The organism is Reyranella soli, assembly GCF_007992495.1.
Lineage (GTDB): Bacteria > Pseudomonadota > Alphaproteobacteria > Reyranellales > Reyranellaceae > Reyranella > Reyranella soli.
Map to the genome: position 1 here is coordinate 81,369 of NZ_BKAJ01000048.1, position 15,377 is coordinate 96,745.

Annotated in this window: 15 protein-coding genes; 5 read left to right on the plus strand and 10 right to left on the minus strand. The window is 66.1% G+C overall.

Translation table 11 applies throughout. From position 1 onward, the window contains the following. Nucleotides 1-76: 76 nt before the first annotated feature. Both RSO01_RS15365 and RSO01_RS15370 read right to left on the minus strand, forming a co-directional pair. Complete coding sequence (locus RSO01_RS15365) at nucleotides 77-1,807, minus strand: gamma-glutamyltransferase family protein (RefSeq protein ID WP_218037346.1); 1,731 nt, start codon at nucleotides 1,805-1,807, stop codon at nucleotides 77-79. A gap of 24 nt (nucleotides 1,808-1,831) precedes the next feature. After that, nucleotides 1,832-2,800, minus strand: coding sequence for a Bug family tripartite tricarboxylate transporter substrate binding protein (locus tag RSO01_RS15370; RefSeq protein WP_170303081.1), 969 nt, complete (start codon nucleotides 2,798-2,800; stop codon nucleotides 1,832-1,834). A 29-nt stretch (nucleotides 2,801-2,829) separates the two neighbouring features. On the opposite strand from RSO01_RS15370, the gene RSO01_RS15375 reads away from it, so the two are divergent. Continuing rightward, on the plus strand, nucleotides 2,830-4,266 hold the full coding sequence (locus RSO01_RS15375; RefSeq protein WP_147149991.1) for an MFS transporter: 1,437 nt from the start codon (nucleotides 2,830-2,832) through the stop codon (nucleotides 4,264-4,266). A 97-nt stretch (nucleotides 4,267-4,363) separates the two neighbouring features. Here the strand turns inward: RSO01_RS15375 and RSO01_RS15380 are convergent, their stop codons facing one another. From RSO01_RS15380 to RSO01_RS47255, 3 genes are all read right to left on the minus strand, one after another. Continuing rightward, nucleotides 4,364-5,326, minus strand: coding sequence for a Bug family tripartite tricarboxylate transporter substrate binding protein (locus tag RSO01_RS15380; protein ID WP_147149992.1), 963 nt, complete (start codon nucleotides 5,324-5,326; stop codon nucleotides 4,364-4,366). 273 nt (nucleotides 5,327-5,599) lie between these two features. Continuing rightward, nucleotides 5,600-6,475, minus strand: coding sequence for an MBL fold metallo-hydrolase (locus tag RSO01_RS15385; protein WP_147149993.1), 876 nt, complete (start codon nucleotides 6,473-6,475; stop codon nucleotides 5,600-5,602). 24 nt (nucleotides 6,476-6,499) lie between these two features. Next, a complete protein-coding gene (locus tag RSO01_RS47255; RefSeq protein ID WP_170303082.1) occupies nucleotides 6,500-6,673 on the minus strand; it encodes a hypothetical protein in 174 nt (57 codons plus the stop codon). On the opposite strand from RSO01_RS47255, the gene RSO01_RS15390 reads away from it, so the two are divergent. Then, nucleotides 6,660-7,535 carry a TauD/TfdA dioxygenase family protein gene (locus RSO01_RS15390; protein ID WP_147149994.1) on the plus strand — a complete coding sequence of 292 codons (876 nt, stop codon included), beginning with the start codon at nucleotides 6,660-6,662 and terminating at the stop codon, nucleotides 7,533-7,535. The genes RSO01_RS47255 and RSO01_RS15390 overlap by 14 nt on opposite strands. A 10-nt stretch (nucleotides 7,536-7,545) precedes the next feature. Beyond that, nucleotides 7,546-8,136, plus strand: coding sequence for a metallophosphoesterase family protein (locus tag RSO01_RS15395; RefSeq protein WP_170303083.1), 591 nt, complete (start codon nucleotides 7,546-7,548; stop codon nucleotides 8,134-8,136). A gap of 12 nt (nucleotides 8,137-8,148) precedes the next feature. On the opposite strand, the gene RSO01_RS15400 is transcribed toward RSO01_RS15395, so the two are convergent. Then, on the minus strand, nucleotides 8,149-9,399 hold the full coding sequence (locus RSO01_RS15400; protein ID WP_147149996.1) for an MFS transporter: 1,251 nt from the start codon (nucleotides 9,397-9,399) through the stop codon (nucleotides 8,149-8,151). A gap of 20 nt (nucleotides 9,400-9,419) precedes the next feature. Further along, nucleotides 9,420-10,385, minus strand: coding sequence for a TIGR03619 family F420-dependent LLM class oxidoreductase (locus RSO01_RS15405; protein ID WP_147149997.1), 966 nt, complete (start codon nucleotides 10,383-10,385; stop codon nucleotides 9,420-9,422). Between the two features lie 138 nt (nucleotides 10,386-10,523). Here RSO01_RS15405 and RSO01_RS15410 point away from each other — a divergent pair, with 138 nt between their 5' ends. Continuing rightward, nucleotides 10,524-10,919, plus strand: coding sequence for a GlcG/HbpS family heme-binding protein (locus tag RSO01_RS15410; RefSeq protein WP_147149998.1), 396 nt, complete (start codon nucleotides 10,524-10,526; stop codon nucleotides 10,917-10,919). Between the two features lie 9 nt (nucleotides 10,920-10,928). On the opposite strand, the gene RSO01_RS15415 is transcribed toward RSO01_RS15410, so the two are convergent. The 3 genes from RSO01_RS15415 to RSO01_RS15425 form a co-directional block, all read right to left on the minus strand. Beyond that, the gene (locus tag RSO01_RS15415; RefSeq protein ID WP_147149999.1) at nucleotides 10,929-11,690 is read right to left on the minus strand and encodes an alpha/beta fold hydrolase; all 762 of its coding nucleotides are present in this window, start codon (nucleotides 11,688-11,690) and stop codon (nucleotides 10,929-10,931) included. A gap of 27 nt (nucleotides 11,691-11,717) precedes the next feature. Further along, a complete protein-coding gene (locus RSO01_RS15420; protein ID WP_147150000.1) occupies nucleotides 11,718-13,043 on the minus strand; it encodes an alpha/beta hydrolase in 1,326 nt (441 codons plus the stop codon). A gap of 82 nt (nucleotides 13,044-13,125) precedes the next feature. Continuing rightward, on the minus strand, nucleotides 13,126-14,547 hold the full coding sequence (locus RSO01_RS15425) for a CoA transferase (protein WP_147150001.1): 1,422 nt from the start codon (nucleotides 14,545-14,547) through the stop codon (nucleotides 13,126-13,128). A 103-nt stretch (nucleotides 14,548-14,650) separates the two neighbouring features. On the opposite strand from RSO01_RS15425, the gene RSO01_RS15430 reads away from it, so the two are divergent. Next, the gene (locus RSO01_RS15430; RefSeq protein ID WP_147150002.1) at nucleotides 14,651-15,364 is read left to right on the plus strand and encodes an ABC transporter ATP-binding protein; all 714 of its coding nucleotides are present in this window, start codon (nucleotides 14,651-14,653) and stop codon (nucleotides 15,362-15,364) included. The last annotated feature ends 13 nt before the right edge of the window (nucleotides 15,365-15,377 follow it).

Sequence of the window (15,377 nt, forward strand, 5' to 3'; positions counted from 1 at the left end):
TCGTCTCCCCAATTTTTTCTTGAGCCGCTGCTGCTCACGCCGTTGCCGCGATCGACTGTAGTGCCGCCACAGCTGATCACCAGCCGACAGCGTAGCTCGCCCGTCGCGGATCGGCGCCGGCCGTCTTGATACCTGTCTTGAGGTCGGCCTGGATGGTGCAGACCGCACCGGCGCGCCAGATCCGTTCCGGCCACCAGGCCACACGATGGCCGCGTCGCTCGAGCTCCTCGCCGACCTCGCGATCGATGCGCGATTCGAGGCAGAGCCGCCCCGGGAAATAGTCGTGCGGCTCGAAACTGTCCGGGAAGCTGTAGGTGGCCATGCGCGGATGCTCCACCGCATCCTGCGGATCCATGTCGAAGAGCTGGATGTTGAGCAGGACCTGCAGCATGGCCTGCGCCTGGACGTCGCCGCCCGGCGTGCCGAAGGGAAGCACATAGCGCCCGGGCGCGACAGCCATGGCCGGGCTCGGCGTGAGACGTGGCCGCTTGCCCGGCGCCACCTGGCTGGGATGGCCCTCGACCGCCCAGGACTGCGAGCCGCGAGACGACGGGCAAAGCCCCGTCCCCGGCACGACGGGCGAATCGCAGGAGACGTCGCTCGGCGTCGCCGACACGGTATTGCCCCAACGATCGACGACCGAGATGTAGGAGGTGTCGCGCGGCGGACCGGCGGGAACGCCTTCGCGCCGCAGCCCGCCCCCGCGCATCTCGCGTCGCGGGCCATCCTGCGGCGTGCCGTGCGCCGGCATCTCGGCCGATGCCCGGCTGGGATCGATCAATGCCCGGCGGGCAACGCCGTAGTTGGCGTCGAGCAGGCCGTCCAGCGGCACCGCCACGTGGCGTGGATCGCCGTAAAAGGCTTCGCGATCGGCGAAGGCGAGCTTGAGGGCCTCGGCGATCGTGTGGAGATAATCGGCACTGTTGTGCCCGGCCGCTTTCAGCGCCGATGGATCGAGTATATTGAGCGCCTGGCCCAGCACCGGCCCCTGGCACCACGCACCGCAGGTATAGACGTCGGTTCCACCGAAGCGCACCGAGGGCGCGCGTTCGATCGGCGAGTGAAAGTCAGCGAGGTCTTTGGCCGACAGCCATCCGCCTTCCTGGCGATGGAAGTCGACGATGGTCCGGGCAATGTCGCCGCAATAGAAGGCGTCGCGGGCGGCCTTGAGGCCAGCCAGGCGATCGCCGCCTGCTGCCGCTTCCTCGTCGACCATGTAGCGCAGCGTGCGGGCGAGATCCTTCTGGACGAACATCTCGCCCACCTTGGGCGGCTGCCCACCGGCCAGGTAGATTTCGGCGCTGGAGGACCAGCGCGCATACTTCGCCTTGCGCGCCGCGATCATGTCCGCCAGCAGCGGATACATCGGGAAGCCTTCGTCGGCGAAGCGGATGGCCGCCGCGGCGACCTCGCCGAACGTCATCGTGCCGAAGCGGCCGAGTGCCGTGATCCAGGCATCGGGCGCCGCGGGGACAACGGTGCGCAGGATGCTTTCGGGGATATGGCCATCGTACTCGCGCACGAACAGGCCGGGATCGGTCGCGGCGGGCCAATAGCCCAGACCGGCGATGGTGTGGACGACGCCATCGGCCATGCGCAGCATGATGGGCGCGACGCCCGCGACGTTCACGATGTCGGGCTGCAGCACGCCGAGTGCCATGCCGCCGGCGACGGCGGCGTCCACGGCGTTGCCGCCGGCTTCCAGGATGGCGAAGGCGGCGTGCGCGGCGCCGTAGTGGCCGGCCGCAACCATGTGGCGCGTCCCGCGCAAGGCCGGTCGCTGAGCGTAGGTTTCACCTTCGGCCATCCGGCCCTCCATCGTGTCGAACCGCTACTGCGGACGAAAACCGATGCGGTCCATGAGGTCAATGCCGCTTCGCACCGGGTCGGCCATGATGAGACGCATGGCCTCCGGACTGCCGGCTTCGATGTCGACCCCGGCCGTGCGCAGCGTCTCCTGTACCGCCGGGTCGGCCACCACGCGCTGCAACTCGTCGTTCAGTCGCTGGATGACCGGTTTCGGCATACCGGCGGGCCCCACCAGGCCGTACCAGGCGGAGGCGTCGTATCCCGGGATGGTCTCGGCGATGGCGGGAATCTCAGGGGCCCCTGCGCTGCGGCGAACGCTGGTCACGCCGAGCGGCCGCAACTTGCCGCCGCGGACGAGCGGCATGCCGCCGGCGAGGCTCGGAATATGCAGCTCGACCTGGCCACCCAGGGCGTCGGTGGTCGCCTGCGCCGTGGAGGCGTAGGGGATCTCCTCCAGGGAGATGCCGGTCCGGGATTCCATCAGCTTCATGGCGATCCATGAGCCGGAACCCGGGCCCGAGGACGCATAGCGCAGGCGCCCCGGCTCCTGCCTGGCTCGATCGATCAGCTCGGCAATCGAGGCGATGGTCACCGTGGGCCCTGCCAGCACGACGTTGGGCACGACGCCGACCAGGCCGACGGGCTCGAAGTCCTCGAGCGGCTTGAAGGTCACGCTCTTGAACAGGCGGGGCGCGAGCGTGAGCGCCAGCGACCCCAGCATGAGCGTATGGCCGTCAGCCGGCGCCCTCGCGACCTGGGCAGCGGCGATGCTGCCGCCGGCACCCGGCCTGTTCTCCACCACCACCGGGTTCTTGAGCCGCTCGCCCAAGCGATCCGCCAGCAGGCGCGCGAGCAGATCGGTCGTCGTGCCGACGCTGAAGCCGCAGACGATGTGAATCGGGCGCGCCGGCCAGTTCTGCGTTTGCCCCGCGGCGGATCGCGCCAGGACCGAGAGTGGGCCGAGGGCGGCAAAGGTACGGCGTCGCATCATCAGCGGCACGATAAGGCTGTGCGCCGCGCTTGGCGATCCTGCACGCGATGCAATGGTCAGTATCCCGCAAACACCAGAAGATATCCGCCTGTTCAATTTCAAGACTGGAGAAGCGTCCGCGTAAACCAAAAACAAATCAGGAGGAATCGCCGATGTCCGCATCGAGTACGCCTGCGTCCGCGTTGCCGTGGTGGAAAGAACCCACCAAAGATCAGTGGTACGCCTATTGTGCTGCATGGCTTGGTTGGACGCTGGACGCGTTCGACTTCACGGTCTTCCTCCTGATCATGGCGCCGATCGCCAAGGAATTCGGGGTCCCGCTGATCGAGGTGACCGCCGTCTTCTCGGTCACGCTGATCATGCGCCTGGGCGGCGCAACCGCTTCGGGCTGGCTGGCCGATCGATTGGGGCGCCGGGCGCCGCTGATGATCTCCATCCTTTGGTATTCCATCTGCAACCTCGCCGCGGGACTCTCTCCCACCTTCACGTTTCTGTTCGTGGCCAGGGCCTTGCTGGGCATCGGGATGGGCGCGGAATGGCCGGCCGGTGCGGCACTGGCGATGGAATCGTGGCCCGTTCGCTCGCGCGGCTTGATGTCCGGCGTGTTGCAGGGCTCATGGGGACTGGGGTTCGCGCTGTCGGCGCTCGCCTACGGCTTCCTCTACGAACCGTTCGAAAGCATTGCGCCCGGTTACGGCTGGCGCGGCATGCTGATCCTGGGTGTGCTGCCGGCCCTGGTGTGCGTCTGGATCCGCATCTACGTGAAAGAGCCGGAGGTCTGGACGGAGAACAAGAAGATCCAGAACGCGAGCAAGAAGCAGGTGACGCTTCCGTTGTTCGCGATCTTCAAGCGCAAGTATCTGTGGAACACCTTCACGGGTTGTCTGTGGATGGCGGCGAACTTCTGCGTCTACTATGCGATCTGGGCCATGCTGGGCACCTACCTGCAGAAGGAACTGGGCTGGACACCGGCCCAGGTCGCCGTCCCGGTATTCTGGGGCAACATCCTGACGTTCCTCGCCTGCAGCTTCTGGGGCGGGATGTCGGAACGGATCGGCCGGCGCTGGGCGCTCATGCTCCCCTGCGCCATCTCCATCTTCCTGGTGCCGATCTATCTGACCACGACCGATCCGATCTGGTTCCTCACGTCCTTCCTGATCTTCATCTGCTTTGTCGGCGGCAAGGACGCGCTCAACCCGGGCTGGCTGTCGGAACGCTTTCCGACCGAGGTCCGGGCAACCGCGGCAGGCTTCGTCTATCATCAGGGAGCGGTCTGGGGTGCGGCTGTTGCGCCCCTGCTGACCTATTTCGCGGTGAACCAGGGCATGGGCTTCGCCAAGCCGATGATGTACGGCACGATCGGTTCGCTGGTCGTGTATGTGATCGCGGTCTTCCTCGGCCCGGAAACCAAGGGCAAGGTGATGACCGCCGATCTGGAGGTCATCGAGGCCGAGATACCAGCCTGACATCTGGGTCGACGTTGGCGAGACGATCGGGACATTTGTCCCGATCGTTTCGGTCATGAACTCTGGATGGTGCGCCCGGGCGTCATGCTCGTACGCGCTACTCCACGCGAATGTTACCGGCCCTCGCGATGCTGCCGAAATCGGCGCGCTCCGCCTTGATGAAGCTGAGCGTCTCGGCCGGCGTCGTGATGCGTGGTGACGCGCCCAGGTCGCGGATGCGCGTGGCGATGGCCTCTTCGCGCAGCGCCTGATTGATCACGGTGTTCAGCCTCTGGATGATCTCGTCCGGTGTTCCTTTGGGCGCCATGAAAGCATACCAGGCCACCCATTCGCGCGGATCGAGGCCGAGTTCGAGCATGGTGGGCACTTCCGGCAGGCGCTCCGAACGCTCGCGAGAGGTGACGGCCAGCGCGCGCAGCTTCCCGCCCGCGATGTGCCCGGAACTCGCGCCGAGGCTGTCCAACGTGACCGGCACTTCGCCGCTGATCACCGCCATGAGGGATTGCGGCGTGCTGCGGTAAGGCACGGCGGGCATGTCCAGCTTGTGGCGAATCTTGGTATCTTCCACGACCAGGTGCGGGATGCTGCCGGAAGCGGGTAGGCCATAGCGCCAGTTGCCCGGTTCCGCCTGCGCCCGGGCAATGAATTCCGGCATCGTCCGCAGCGGCAGCGCCGGGTTGAGCACCCAGACCAGCGGCGAAGTGACAGCCACCGAAATGGAGCTGAGATCATCAACGGGATCGAGCGGCATGTTGGGATAGATGCTGCTGCCGATGGAAATGGCGCCGACATGAGCGAACATGAAGGTATAGCCATCGGGCTGGCTGCGCTGGACTTCCTGCATGCCGATAATGCCATTGGCGCCTGGCTTGTTGTCGACAACCACAGGCTGCCCCAGCAATTCGGCAAGCCGTGGAGCGAGGATGCGGGCATAGACCTCATAGCCGCCGGCCGCGCTGGGAACGACGAGCCGAAGCCGCCTGTTGGGCCAGTCGCTTCCTTGGGCCAAAGCGGGCGACGTTGCCAAAAGGCCGAGCGCGGCGCGGCGTGTCAGGCGCATAGATGTCTCCTCCCGGACCTAGCGGGGTGACTGCGCCACTCCCTTTAGCCCTGATTTGTCCAGAGCAGGTCAACTCGCCTGCTTTCCGATAGCGTATTCGTTACGGGCGACTCCACAATGCACGGAACGGCAAGGCTGCATCGTTGCCGCGACCAAAGCCTGCAAGGCAATTGTCTGCCATAGGCCTCGGTGTCATCCCGAGCGTAGCGAGGGACCTTTCCTGTGGCTCTAAAGGCCCCTCGCTACGCTCGGGGTGACAGCAGTTTTGCGCCGTCAGGCCTTCACGTATTCCAGGCGGAAGCCGTCGCCCCAGCGCTTGATATGGCCGACCGAGGGCGACGGGAAGTGCATCGTGCAGCACAACGTGTCGGTGTCGCAGTAGCGTTCGAAGAAATTCCGGCGAGTCCGGACAGCCTGGTCGCGGTCGGTGTCGACGCGCATGACCAATTCGGGATAGCGGGCCTGGATCGGCGAATGGATCAGATCGCCAGTGAACACCGCGGTGTCGCCACCCTTGCCGGCGCAGACCGCGAAGTGGTCGGGCGTATGGCCGGGGGTCGGGCTCAATCGGATATGGTCGTTGAGCGCATGATCGCTGCTGACCAGTTCGGCCCGGTTGGCCTCGATGATCGGCAGCACGCTGTCGGTGATCTGGTCGAGCGGCGTCTTCTGATGGATCTCGCTCCAGTAGGTGTATTCCTTTTTCGAGAACAGGTAGCGCGCCTTCGGAAAGGTCGGGACCCAGCGGCCATTCTCCAGCCGCGTGTTCCAGCCGACGTGATCGCCGTGCAGATGCGTGCACATCACGAAGTCGATGTCCTCGACCCCGAGACCGGCAGCCTTCAGCGCCATCATCCAGTTGGCGTCGGTCTTCTTGTTCCAGGTCGGCCGGTGCGGGAAGTTCTTGTCGTTGCCGATGCAGCTGTCGACCAGGATGTTATGGTGCGGCGTCTTGACGACATACGATTGGAAGCACAACACGACATTCCCGGTCGCGCTGTCATAGCCGCCGGGCGCCAGCCAGGAGAGGTTCTCGCCGAGGGCCTCTTTCGACAATGTCGGCAGGAAGTCGAGCATCGGCGTGAAGCCGCTCTCCTGCTCGACGATCCGGTGGATGGTCATGTCGTTGACGGAAAAGCTCGTGCGCATCGCTCGCGTCTCCTCACCCGGGGGCTATCCTGCGACGCTATCGTAGCCCAGCCCGGAGCTGATGACGAACGGCGCCCGCGCGCTCACCATCCGAGACGAACCTTCGCCTGACAAAAGATCCGTGTTGGTTGTCGTGCGGACTTCAATCAGGATGATCCCCTCGTTCTCCAGCAAAGGAGCACCCATGACCGTCACCATCACGCCGCTCACGCCCGCATTCGCCGGCGAAGTGGGCGCGATCGACCTGCGCCAGGTGCATGATCGAGACTCGCTGGAGGCGATCCGTGCCGGCATGGACAAGTACGCCGTGCTGGTGTTCCGCGATCAGGATTTCACCAACGGAGAGCAGCTCGACTTTGCTCAACGTTTCGACGGCACGCTGCATGCCCGTACGTCCTCATCGGCCATCGGCAACAACCGGTTCGGCAACGAGGCGCTGGCCGACGTCTCCAACGTCGGCCCCGACGGCAAGATCCGGGACGCCAACAACCGCATGCGCGCCTCCTCGGTCGCCAACCGGTTGTGGCACACCGATGCCTCGTTCGTCGATCCGCCGGGCCGCTACTCGATGCTGTCGGCGCGGGTGGTGCCGCCGGTGCGGGCTGATACGGAGTTCGCCGACATGCGCGCCGCCTACGATGCCCTCGACGAAGAAACCCGCGCCTCGATCGAAGGGCTGCGCGTCTATCATTCGATCGTCTATTCACGCCACGTGCTGGGCTTCGACTTCAACGAGGACGAGCAGGAAAAGCTGAAAGGCGCCGTCCATCCGCTGGTGCGTACGATCCCGGGCTCCGGCCGCCGCGCCCTCTATCTCGCCTCACACGCCGCCCATGTCGTCGACTGGCAGGTGCCGGAGGGCCGGCTGCTGCTGCGCGACCTGACCGACCATGCCACGCAGCCGCAATTCATCTATCGCCATGTCTGGCGGCCGCATGATTTCGTGATCTGGGACAATCGCTGCACCATGCATCGCGCCCGGCCGTTTGACGACAAGACCCACCGTCGCGAGCTGCGCCGCACCACGACGCTCGACCTGCCGCTGCCGGCTTCAGCCTAGGCATCCGCTGTTGAAGCTCGGCATCGTCTCCGACCTGCATTGCAACATCGATGGCCTCGATCGGGCCCTCGAGACCATGGGCCCAATCGATGCGCTGCTGTGTCTCGGCGACAGCATCTACGAGTACAGCTTCTCGAATGAGGTGATCGGCCGGCTGCGCGAACTCGACGCGCTCACCATCCTGGGCAACCACGAGGAGGTCTTCCTCGGCGCCGCCGGCGAGCGGGCGCGTTCCCGGGCGGACATCGACCGGTCCTTGCTCGGCTGGCTCGCCGACCGGCCGCATCGGCGCGAGTTGCGGATCGACGGCAAGCGCATCCTGATGGTGCACTCGACGCCGTGGGAGCCGCGTGGCAGCTATGTGCTGCCCACCAGCTCCGAACTGGAACGCTTTGGCGAAGCCGACGCCGACATCGTGCTCTACGGGCATACGCACCGACAGGTCGTCAGGCGCATCGGTCGGGTGCTGGTGGTCAATCCCGGCTCGGCCGGTGAAGGCCGCGACCCGCGCAATGGCGGGCAGTTGAGCTGCGCCGTGCTGGACACGGTGACGGAGGAGGTCGTGGTGCGCGATTTCCCGGCGCGGCCCGCCCGTCAATAAGGCCTCACTGCATCATATTGAAATGGCGCGGCTGCGTCGCTGGGCCGTCGCCATCACGAGCGCAGCGAGCGCCTGAAGCGCCGCGGTCAGCACCAGTGCCCAGCTGTAGCCGTCCGGATCCCAGCCGTCCGACCCGGTGCGCGGCCAGAGATCGAGGATCCAGCCGATGGCCGCCTGGACCAGGAATGCAAAACCAAGCGTCAGCGTGTTCACGGCCGTCGAGACCCGCCCGGTCTGCTCGGACGGAAACATCTGGCACACCGCGATATAGCCCACCGGTCCGGCCGTACCGAACACCGCGATCGCCAGCCAGAGCACGAGCACGACCGAGGGTTGGCTCGGCTGCAGCATGAGGCCGGCCTGCAGCGCCACCATGACGACGAGGCACGCGATCGGAACGAGAAAGGACGGCAGGCCGACCGCGTTCGCCCGGCTGGCAGCGCTGCCGGTCAGCACACTGCCCACGACCATGGCGAAGGTGTAGAGGAGCAGCACGCCGGCTCGGGCCGGTCCGTCCATGCCGGCCACGTCCCGCAGCCAGGGGCCGGCCCAAAGGCCCAGATAGGCGAAGTTGAACATCGACAGCGTCGCAACCGCCGGACCGAACCGCCAGAAGGTCCGAGAGGTGAGGATGCGACCGCTCAAGGCAATGTCGCCACGCAGGGTTCGCGCCGGGCCCCCGGCGTGCGGCTGGACGCGCGGCTTGTCCGGCACCGACAGGAAGATCCAGGCTGCAACCGCCAGCGCCACCAGGCACAGCCCCCAGAAGACGCCCCGCCAGCCGAACGCCGGCAACAGTGCCTGGACAGGTGAAGTGGTGAGCGCGCTGCCGAGCGCGCCGATCGCCGTCGCGATGCCGGTCACGTAGGCGACCCGGCCACGTTCGAACCAATCGGCGTGCGCCTTGATCAGCGCCATCAGGCCGGCCGACACCCCGACGCCGAGGACAATGCGCGCCACGGCGAGCCCGGCAAAGCCCGGCGACAGCGCGAATATCGCGAAGCCGATCGCCGCGAGGACCATCAGCACAGTCTGGACGCGTCGCGCGCCGAACGCATCGAGTGCCACACCCAGCGGCAGTTGCGCGGCGGCATAGGCGGCGAACAGGCAGGCTGCCAGCACGCCCAGCTCGACGGCGGACAGCCCGAGCTCCACGGCGAGCACGGGACCGACGATCGCCATCACCGTACGCGCGGCCTGGTTCATGACGTTTGCCGCGGCGAGCGGAAAGGTCACACGCGCCAGCATTCGGGGGACCAGCATTGGAGAGAACACGCCGGGCTTCAGGCGAGCCTCGACAGAACGCCGTCTTTGAAGCGGTGCATGTTGTCGATCGTGCCCTGCAGGGTCTGGGCCTCGCCATAACCGAACAGCCGCACATCGACCGAGCTGACGCCGAGGTCTTTTAGCCGCCTGATATCCCCGACCCAGTCGGAGTCGCCGCCCGTGAACAGTTCGGCCTCGCCCTCGATGCTGCCGCGGGGACGCACACCCGGGCCGATGAGGACCCGATAGGCCAGTGCGATCTCCTTCGGATCGCGGCCGCCGCGCTGGCAGAACCCATGGAAGCGTTCCAGCCCCTGTTTGAAGGTCGAGACGGTGTTCATCGGGTGCTGCGGGTTCGTGCCGACCGGATACCAGCCGTGAGCATAGCGGACGGTACGACGCAGCGCCGGCGCACTTTCCCCGCCGACCCAGATCGGAATCGGCTTCTGCAGCGGCTTGGGCGTGAAGACCACATCGTCGAAGCTTACATACTTGCCGTTGAATTTCGGCGCCTCGGCCGTCCAGAGTTCCTGACACGCCGCTATCCATTCGTCGGTCACGTTGCCACGATCGTCGAACGGGGCGGCGCCGATCGCCTCGAACTCTTCGCGGCACCAGCCGACACCGATGCCCAGCGTCAGGCGGCCCTTGGAGAGATGGTCGATGGTGGACAGCACCTTGGCGGTCAGCACGGCCGGACGGTGCGGCACCACCATGACCGACAGCACGAAGCGAAGCTTCTTCGTCAGCGCGGCGACATAGGCCGTGGTCGTCAGCTGCTCGAGCCACGCCGCCGAGGCGCCGGCCGGGAACTCGCCGGTCCCGGTATAGGGATACTTCGACTGCAGATTGCTTGGCACCATGATGTGGTCGCTGATCGTGACGTAATCGAAGCCCAGCGCCTCCCCTTCCGTGACGATCCGGACCAGGCTGTCCGGCTCGATCAGCGGACCTGTGGTGGGCAGATTGAAGCCGATCTGCATGACGTTCTCCTCCCGCAGGGCGAAAAGCCGGTGTCAGCACGCATACCGAAGTGATACTCGCTCTTCATTCCAGATTCGACGAACGACTCGACGAGCGTCAGCATCCTGGTGAGTTCCTGACTGGAAAGGATCGACCTCATGACCCTCACCCTCGCGGATGCCAATCGCGTGATCGCCGGCGCCATCGAGAAGGCAGAGCAGATCGGCGCCAGGATGAATATCGCCGTTTGCGACGCTGGCGGACGGCTGCTTGCCTTTCAGCGCATGGATGGCGCCATGTGGGCCGGTTCCTTCGGCAGCCAGGGCAAGGCCATGGCCTCGGCCGCCTTCGGACGCCCGAGTGGCGACCTGACGCCACGCGCCGACCATCCGACCTTGCGCGGCATCGCCGCGGCCGAAGGCAACCACATGTTCTATGGCCAAGGCGCCGTGCCGATCTTCCGCCAAGGCGTCCTGATCGGTGCCTGTGGCGTTGGCGGCGGGAGCGCACAAGAAGACGAGGATTGCGCCCGCGCCGGGGTTGAAAAGCTCTGAGGTCGCCGGCTACTGCGCGGCGCTGCGCATCGGAACGTGCGATTTGAGGAACGTGCGCACGCGGTTGATCGTGCGTGCCTTGAGTTCCGGCGGCTCGCGCCACGGGAAGACCGTGATCTCGGCATTGGGCGCCAGTGACGCAACGTCGATCGAGGTCGGCAGCGGATGCGAGGACGTGTCGTCCGGCAAGACAAGCATCGGCGTCCGGCAGTTCCTGATGAAGTCGCGGGGGACGCTGTAGAGGAAATCGGGCTGCGCCCGGAAAAGGCTGTGGAGATACTTCTCGATGGTCTCCGTCGACACTTCGGGCCGTCGTTTCTGGAAATCCGGAAGCCAATTCTGCTGGCTGTGTCGAACCATGACCTCCGGGTCTTCGGGCCGATGGCCAACGGTCTGGCAGAACACGGCGGCCATGACGCGTTGAGGCGCCCGCTGCAGCAGCTTGCCGGCGAAGCAGCCGCCGATGCAGTAGCCCATGAAGAAGAATTCGCGGATCCCGAGATGGTCCATCAGCCCGAGATGGTCGTCGGCGAAGGCGTCCCAGGCGTTCTCGACAGGCACCGGGCCAGCGGACTCGCCGCCATTGGCATTGCGCTGGTCCATGGTGATGCAGCGGAAGTCGTGCTTGAACTCTTCCATCGCATTGAAAACGGCGGTCTGCCAGTTGCTGACACGCGAATTCAATCCGCCGCCAGGGATGACCAGCAGCGGGAAGCCGGAGCCGACCTCCTCATAGCGAATGCGAACGTCACCCCTTTGATAGAACGGCATGGAACTCTCTCCTACCTGTAAGCACCGCTACGGAATCGGATAGCCCTTCCAGAGCCACTCGAGCGCGTGCGGCAGTGTCTGGCCGACCGTGGGGCGGTCGACGTGCCTGGAGTTGCGCGCGAACACGAACTGGTAATGGTAACCCTTGTCGGCCAATACCTTGGCCATCAGCTCGGCCGCAAGCACCCAATCGTGCATGCCATCGGCCATGACCGGGTTGGGGTAGAAGAGGTCCTGATCGCCGACGGCGAACCAGAAGCGAATCGGCTTGGCGGGGGCACCCGGGATCAACGGCGCGCCGGCCGGCTCACCGGGCGTGATGGCATTGCCGGGATTCTTGACGTGGAGGTTGGGTCCGGCCGGGCCCGTCCACGGGCTGTGATACTCCCAGGCGCCGCCGCGCAGCGCAGGATCGTACGGCCACTGCTGGTTCACCATGGTCGGCGAATAGGCCAGCACCCGGCGATAGAGCTCGGGATGGAACCACGCCATGGTGAAGGCCGCCGCGCCGCTCGAGCTCAAGCCCAGGGTCGCGCGACCGTCGGGGTTCCTTGTCAGCTTCACGCCCGCATTCTTCTCCACGAGCGGCAGCACCTCGCGCTCGACGAACTGCGTGTAGACGCCGTTCACCGCATCGTATTCCTTGCCGCGCTGGCTGCCCTGGGCATCCTGCCCACCATTGCCGATCTGGATGGCGACGATCGGCGGGATGCGCTTCTCAGCGATCAGGTTGTCGAGGATGGCGGAGAGGTCCTTGTAGGCGGTCGATCCGCCGTCGCCCAGCACGATGAACGGCATCTCGACGCCGCGCACGTGAGCAGCCGGCACATACACCGCGATGGGTCGCGTCCAGGTGCCGGGATGGCTGGTGGTGACGATCATGTTGGACTTGTCGCCCGGCGCGGTTTGCGTGCGCATGATCGAGCCGTTGCCGCAGCCTGCGGGCGTGTCGTCACGGATGAGCCCGGGGTTGTAGATGATGCTCTCCTTCGACGACATGTCGAAGGCGACGGTGGTGCCTTGCGGCACGCCGTCCTTGGCAACCGTCTCGGGCGCGGGATTGTGCGTCGGGCCGATGACGAAATTGCCCTCCGCGCCTGCCGGCGGCAGCGTGCCATCGGGCAGCTCGACTTTCTTCACATAGTGCGGGCTCTTGGGATCGCGCGTCGGCGGCTGGGTGCTGAAGTCGAGCCCCGTCGTATCGATGAAGAACGGTGCTGCCTTATCCTTGTCGTTGGCGCCGGGCGGAACGACAAAGTTTTGCGTCACACAGACCGGCTGCGCCATCGCTGCCGGAACGCACCATACAGTCGCAAGCATGGTGGCCGCGACGACCGCCCGCGTGTGGTTCATTTGCACTCTCCCGGAAGTGGCAAGTCTTCGCGGCTCGCCTGGAGAGAACAGTGTCCGTCAATCTGCGACCGGTCAAGCGACGTCAGGCCGTACTCTGCATCGGCCAGACCGCCGGGTGATGGCCGAGCGGGACCGAGGGTCGTGCCCAGTGCGGCGGCGTTTCCGACATCTGCGCCACAGGTCGCAGATGCCGCAGCGGGCCGCCCGGCGTCTCGCTGATCATCGACCAGCGCGCGAGCTCCTCCGCGTCGAACTCGTCTGGCACGCCCTCGAGCGAAGCGGTCGGCACCTCTCCGAGATCGACCAGCCACTTGCCGACCTGGGCGAGCGAGATGCGCACCAGCCAGCTGCCGCCCTCGCGCGCGCGACGCTCCAACGCCACCATGGCTCCGAACGCCATCAGGTAGCCGGTGCAGTAGTCGATCGCCGAGACCGGATAGAATTGCGGCCCGGCCGTTTTGCCGGGCACCAGCTCAGCCTGGCGCGAGGTGATGCCGCTTACGGTCTGCACCACGGTGTCGAAGCCACGCCGCGCTGCCCATGGCCCGGCATGGCCGAAGGCACTCAGCGAGACATAGACCAAGCCCGGTCGCAGCGCCGCCAGCGCCTCGGGCGAGAGACCTCGCTCAGCCAGGCTGCCCGGCCGATAGCCCTGCGAGAACACATCGGCCTCGCGGATCAGCCCGCGCAGGGTGTCGAGGCTGGCAGGCTGCCGCAGGTCGAGCTGGGCGGAGAGCTTGCCGTGGCCGGTGTCCCACTCCTGGTAGCCGAGGTTCGGCAGGTGCGTCGCGGTGATCTTCATCACCTCGGCGCCGTGCTCGGCCAAGGTTCGCGCGCAGGTCGGACCGGCGAGCACGCGTGTGATGTCGACCACGCGGATACCGGACAGCGGGCGCTTACCTTCAGGAAGCGGCTCCGGCGCGCTCTCGCCGATGCGCACGATCTCCAGCAACGGCAAGGAGGCGATGGCGACGGCCTGCGGATGGTCGGACCATTCGGCGTGCGTGCGCACCATTCCGCCGGCACCCTTGGCGGCGATGATCGCCTCCTCGAGATCGGCGGCGTTCCAGCGGGCGACGGCGCGTGTCACTGCCTCGCGATCCTCGGCCACGCCCAGGACGCCGAGCGCGGCCGCGCGATGGTTGGGAAAATTGCAATGCAGGTAGCTCCAGCGCCCGTCCTTCGTCGGATAGCAGCCCATGATGGCGTTGCGCCGGTGCGGCAGTTCGCCGTCGCCCAGCTTCATATAGGTGCCGCTGCGCAGCGAGGCTGTGGCCTGGCGTAGGTCGACACCTACCTGCTGGCGCCGCCCGGTGCGCGTTTCCCACAGAGCGGCGGCCGCCAAGGCGGCGGCGGCGATCGTCGACGCTCCGGCAACGCCGATGCGGAACGGCGTCGGCAGTATGGGATCGGTACCGCCGGTGAAGGTGGCGTCGGCGGCACGGTCACGCGACCAGCCGGCAATGGGCAGGATAGCACGAAGGGCAATGTCAGCGGTGGTCATGATGTTCCCATTTGCCTCTTTGGACGCCCGCGAGTCTTACACCCGCCAGAAGCGATCGAGAAAGGCGCTGCGGGTCCATGCCGGGGTGCGGTTATACTAGGCCATGGCTTTGCTCGAGCTCCAAAATCTCTCCTGCGGGTACGGCGAAATGCTTGCCGTCAGCAACCTGTCCTTCACGCTGGCCGAAGGGGAAATCCTCGCGCTGCTCGGCCCCAATGGAGCGGGCAAGACCTCGACCATCCTCACGATCATGGGCCACGTTCAGGTCAAGAGCGGCGCCCTCCTGATCGACGGCCGCGATGCGACGCGCCTGCCCGCGCTGAAGCGGACGGAGTTCGGCCTCGCCCTGGTGCCCGAGGGTCGTCGCCTCTTCTCCGATCTCACCGTCTCCGAGAACCTCACGGTCGGCGGCTACAGCCGTTCCCGCAACGACGAGAAGCGGAACCTCACGCGCGTCTTCGACCTGTTCCCGCGTCTCTTCGAGCGGCGTACCCAGCTGGCCGCCTCCCTGTCGGGCGGCGAGCAGCAGATGCTGGCGATCGGTCGCGCCCTGATGTCCATGCCGAGGCTGCTGCTGGTCGACGAATTGTCGCTCGGCCTGATGCCCAAGATGGTCGATCTCTGCCTCGATGCCTTGAAGCGGCTCAACAAGGAAGGCCTGGCCATTCTCCTGGTCGAGCAGAACACCAGCCGCGCGCTCGACGTCGCCGACCAGGTCTGCGTTCTGGCCTCGGGCCGCAGCGTCTTCACCGGCCCCGCCGAGGCCGCGCGGAAAGACGTCGACCTGCTGCATTCCTACACGGGCGCCGCGGCCTAGTAGCTCTGCACAG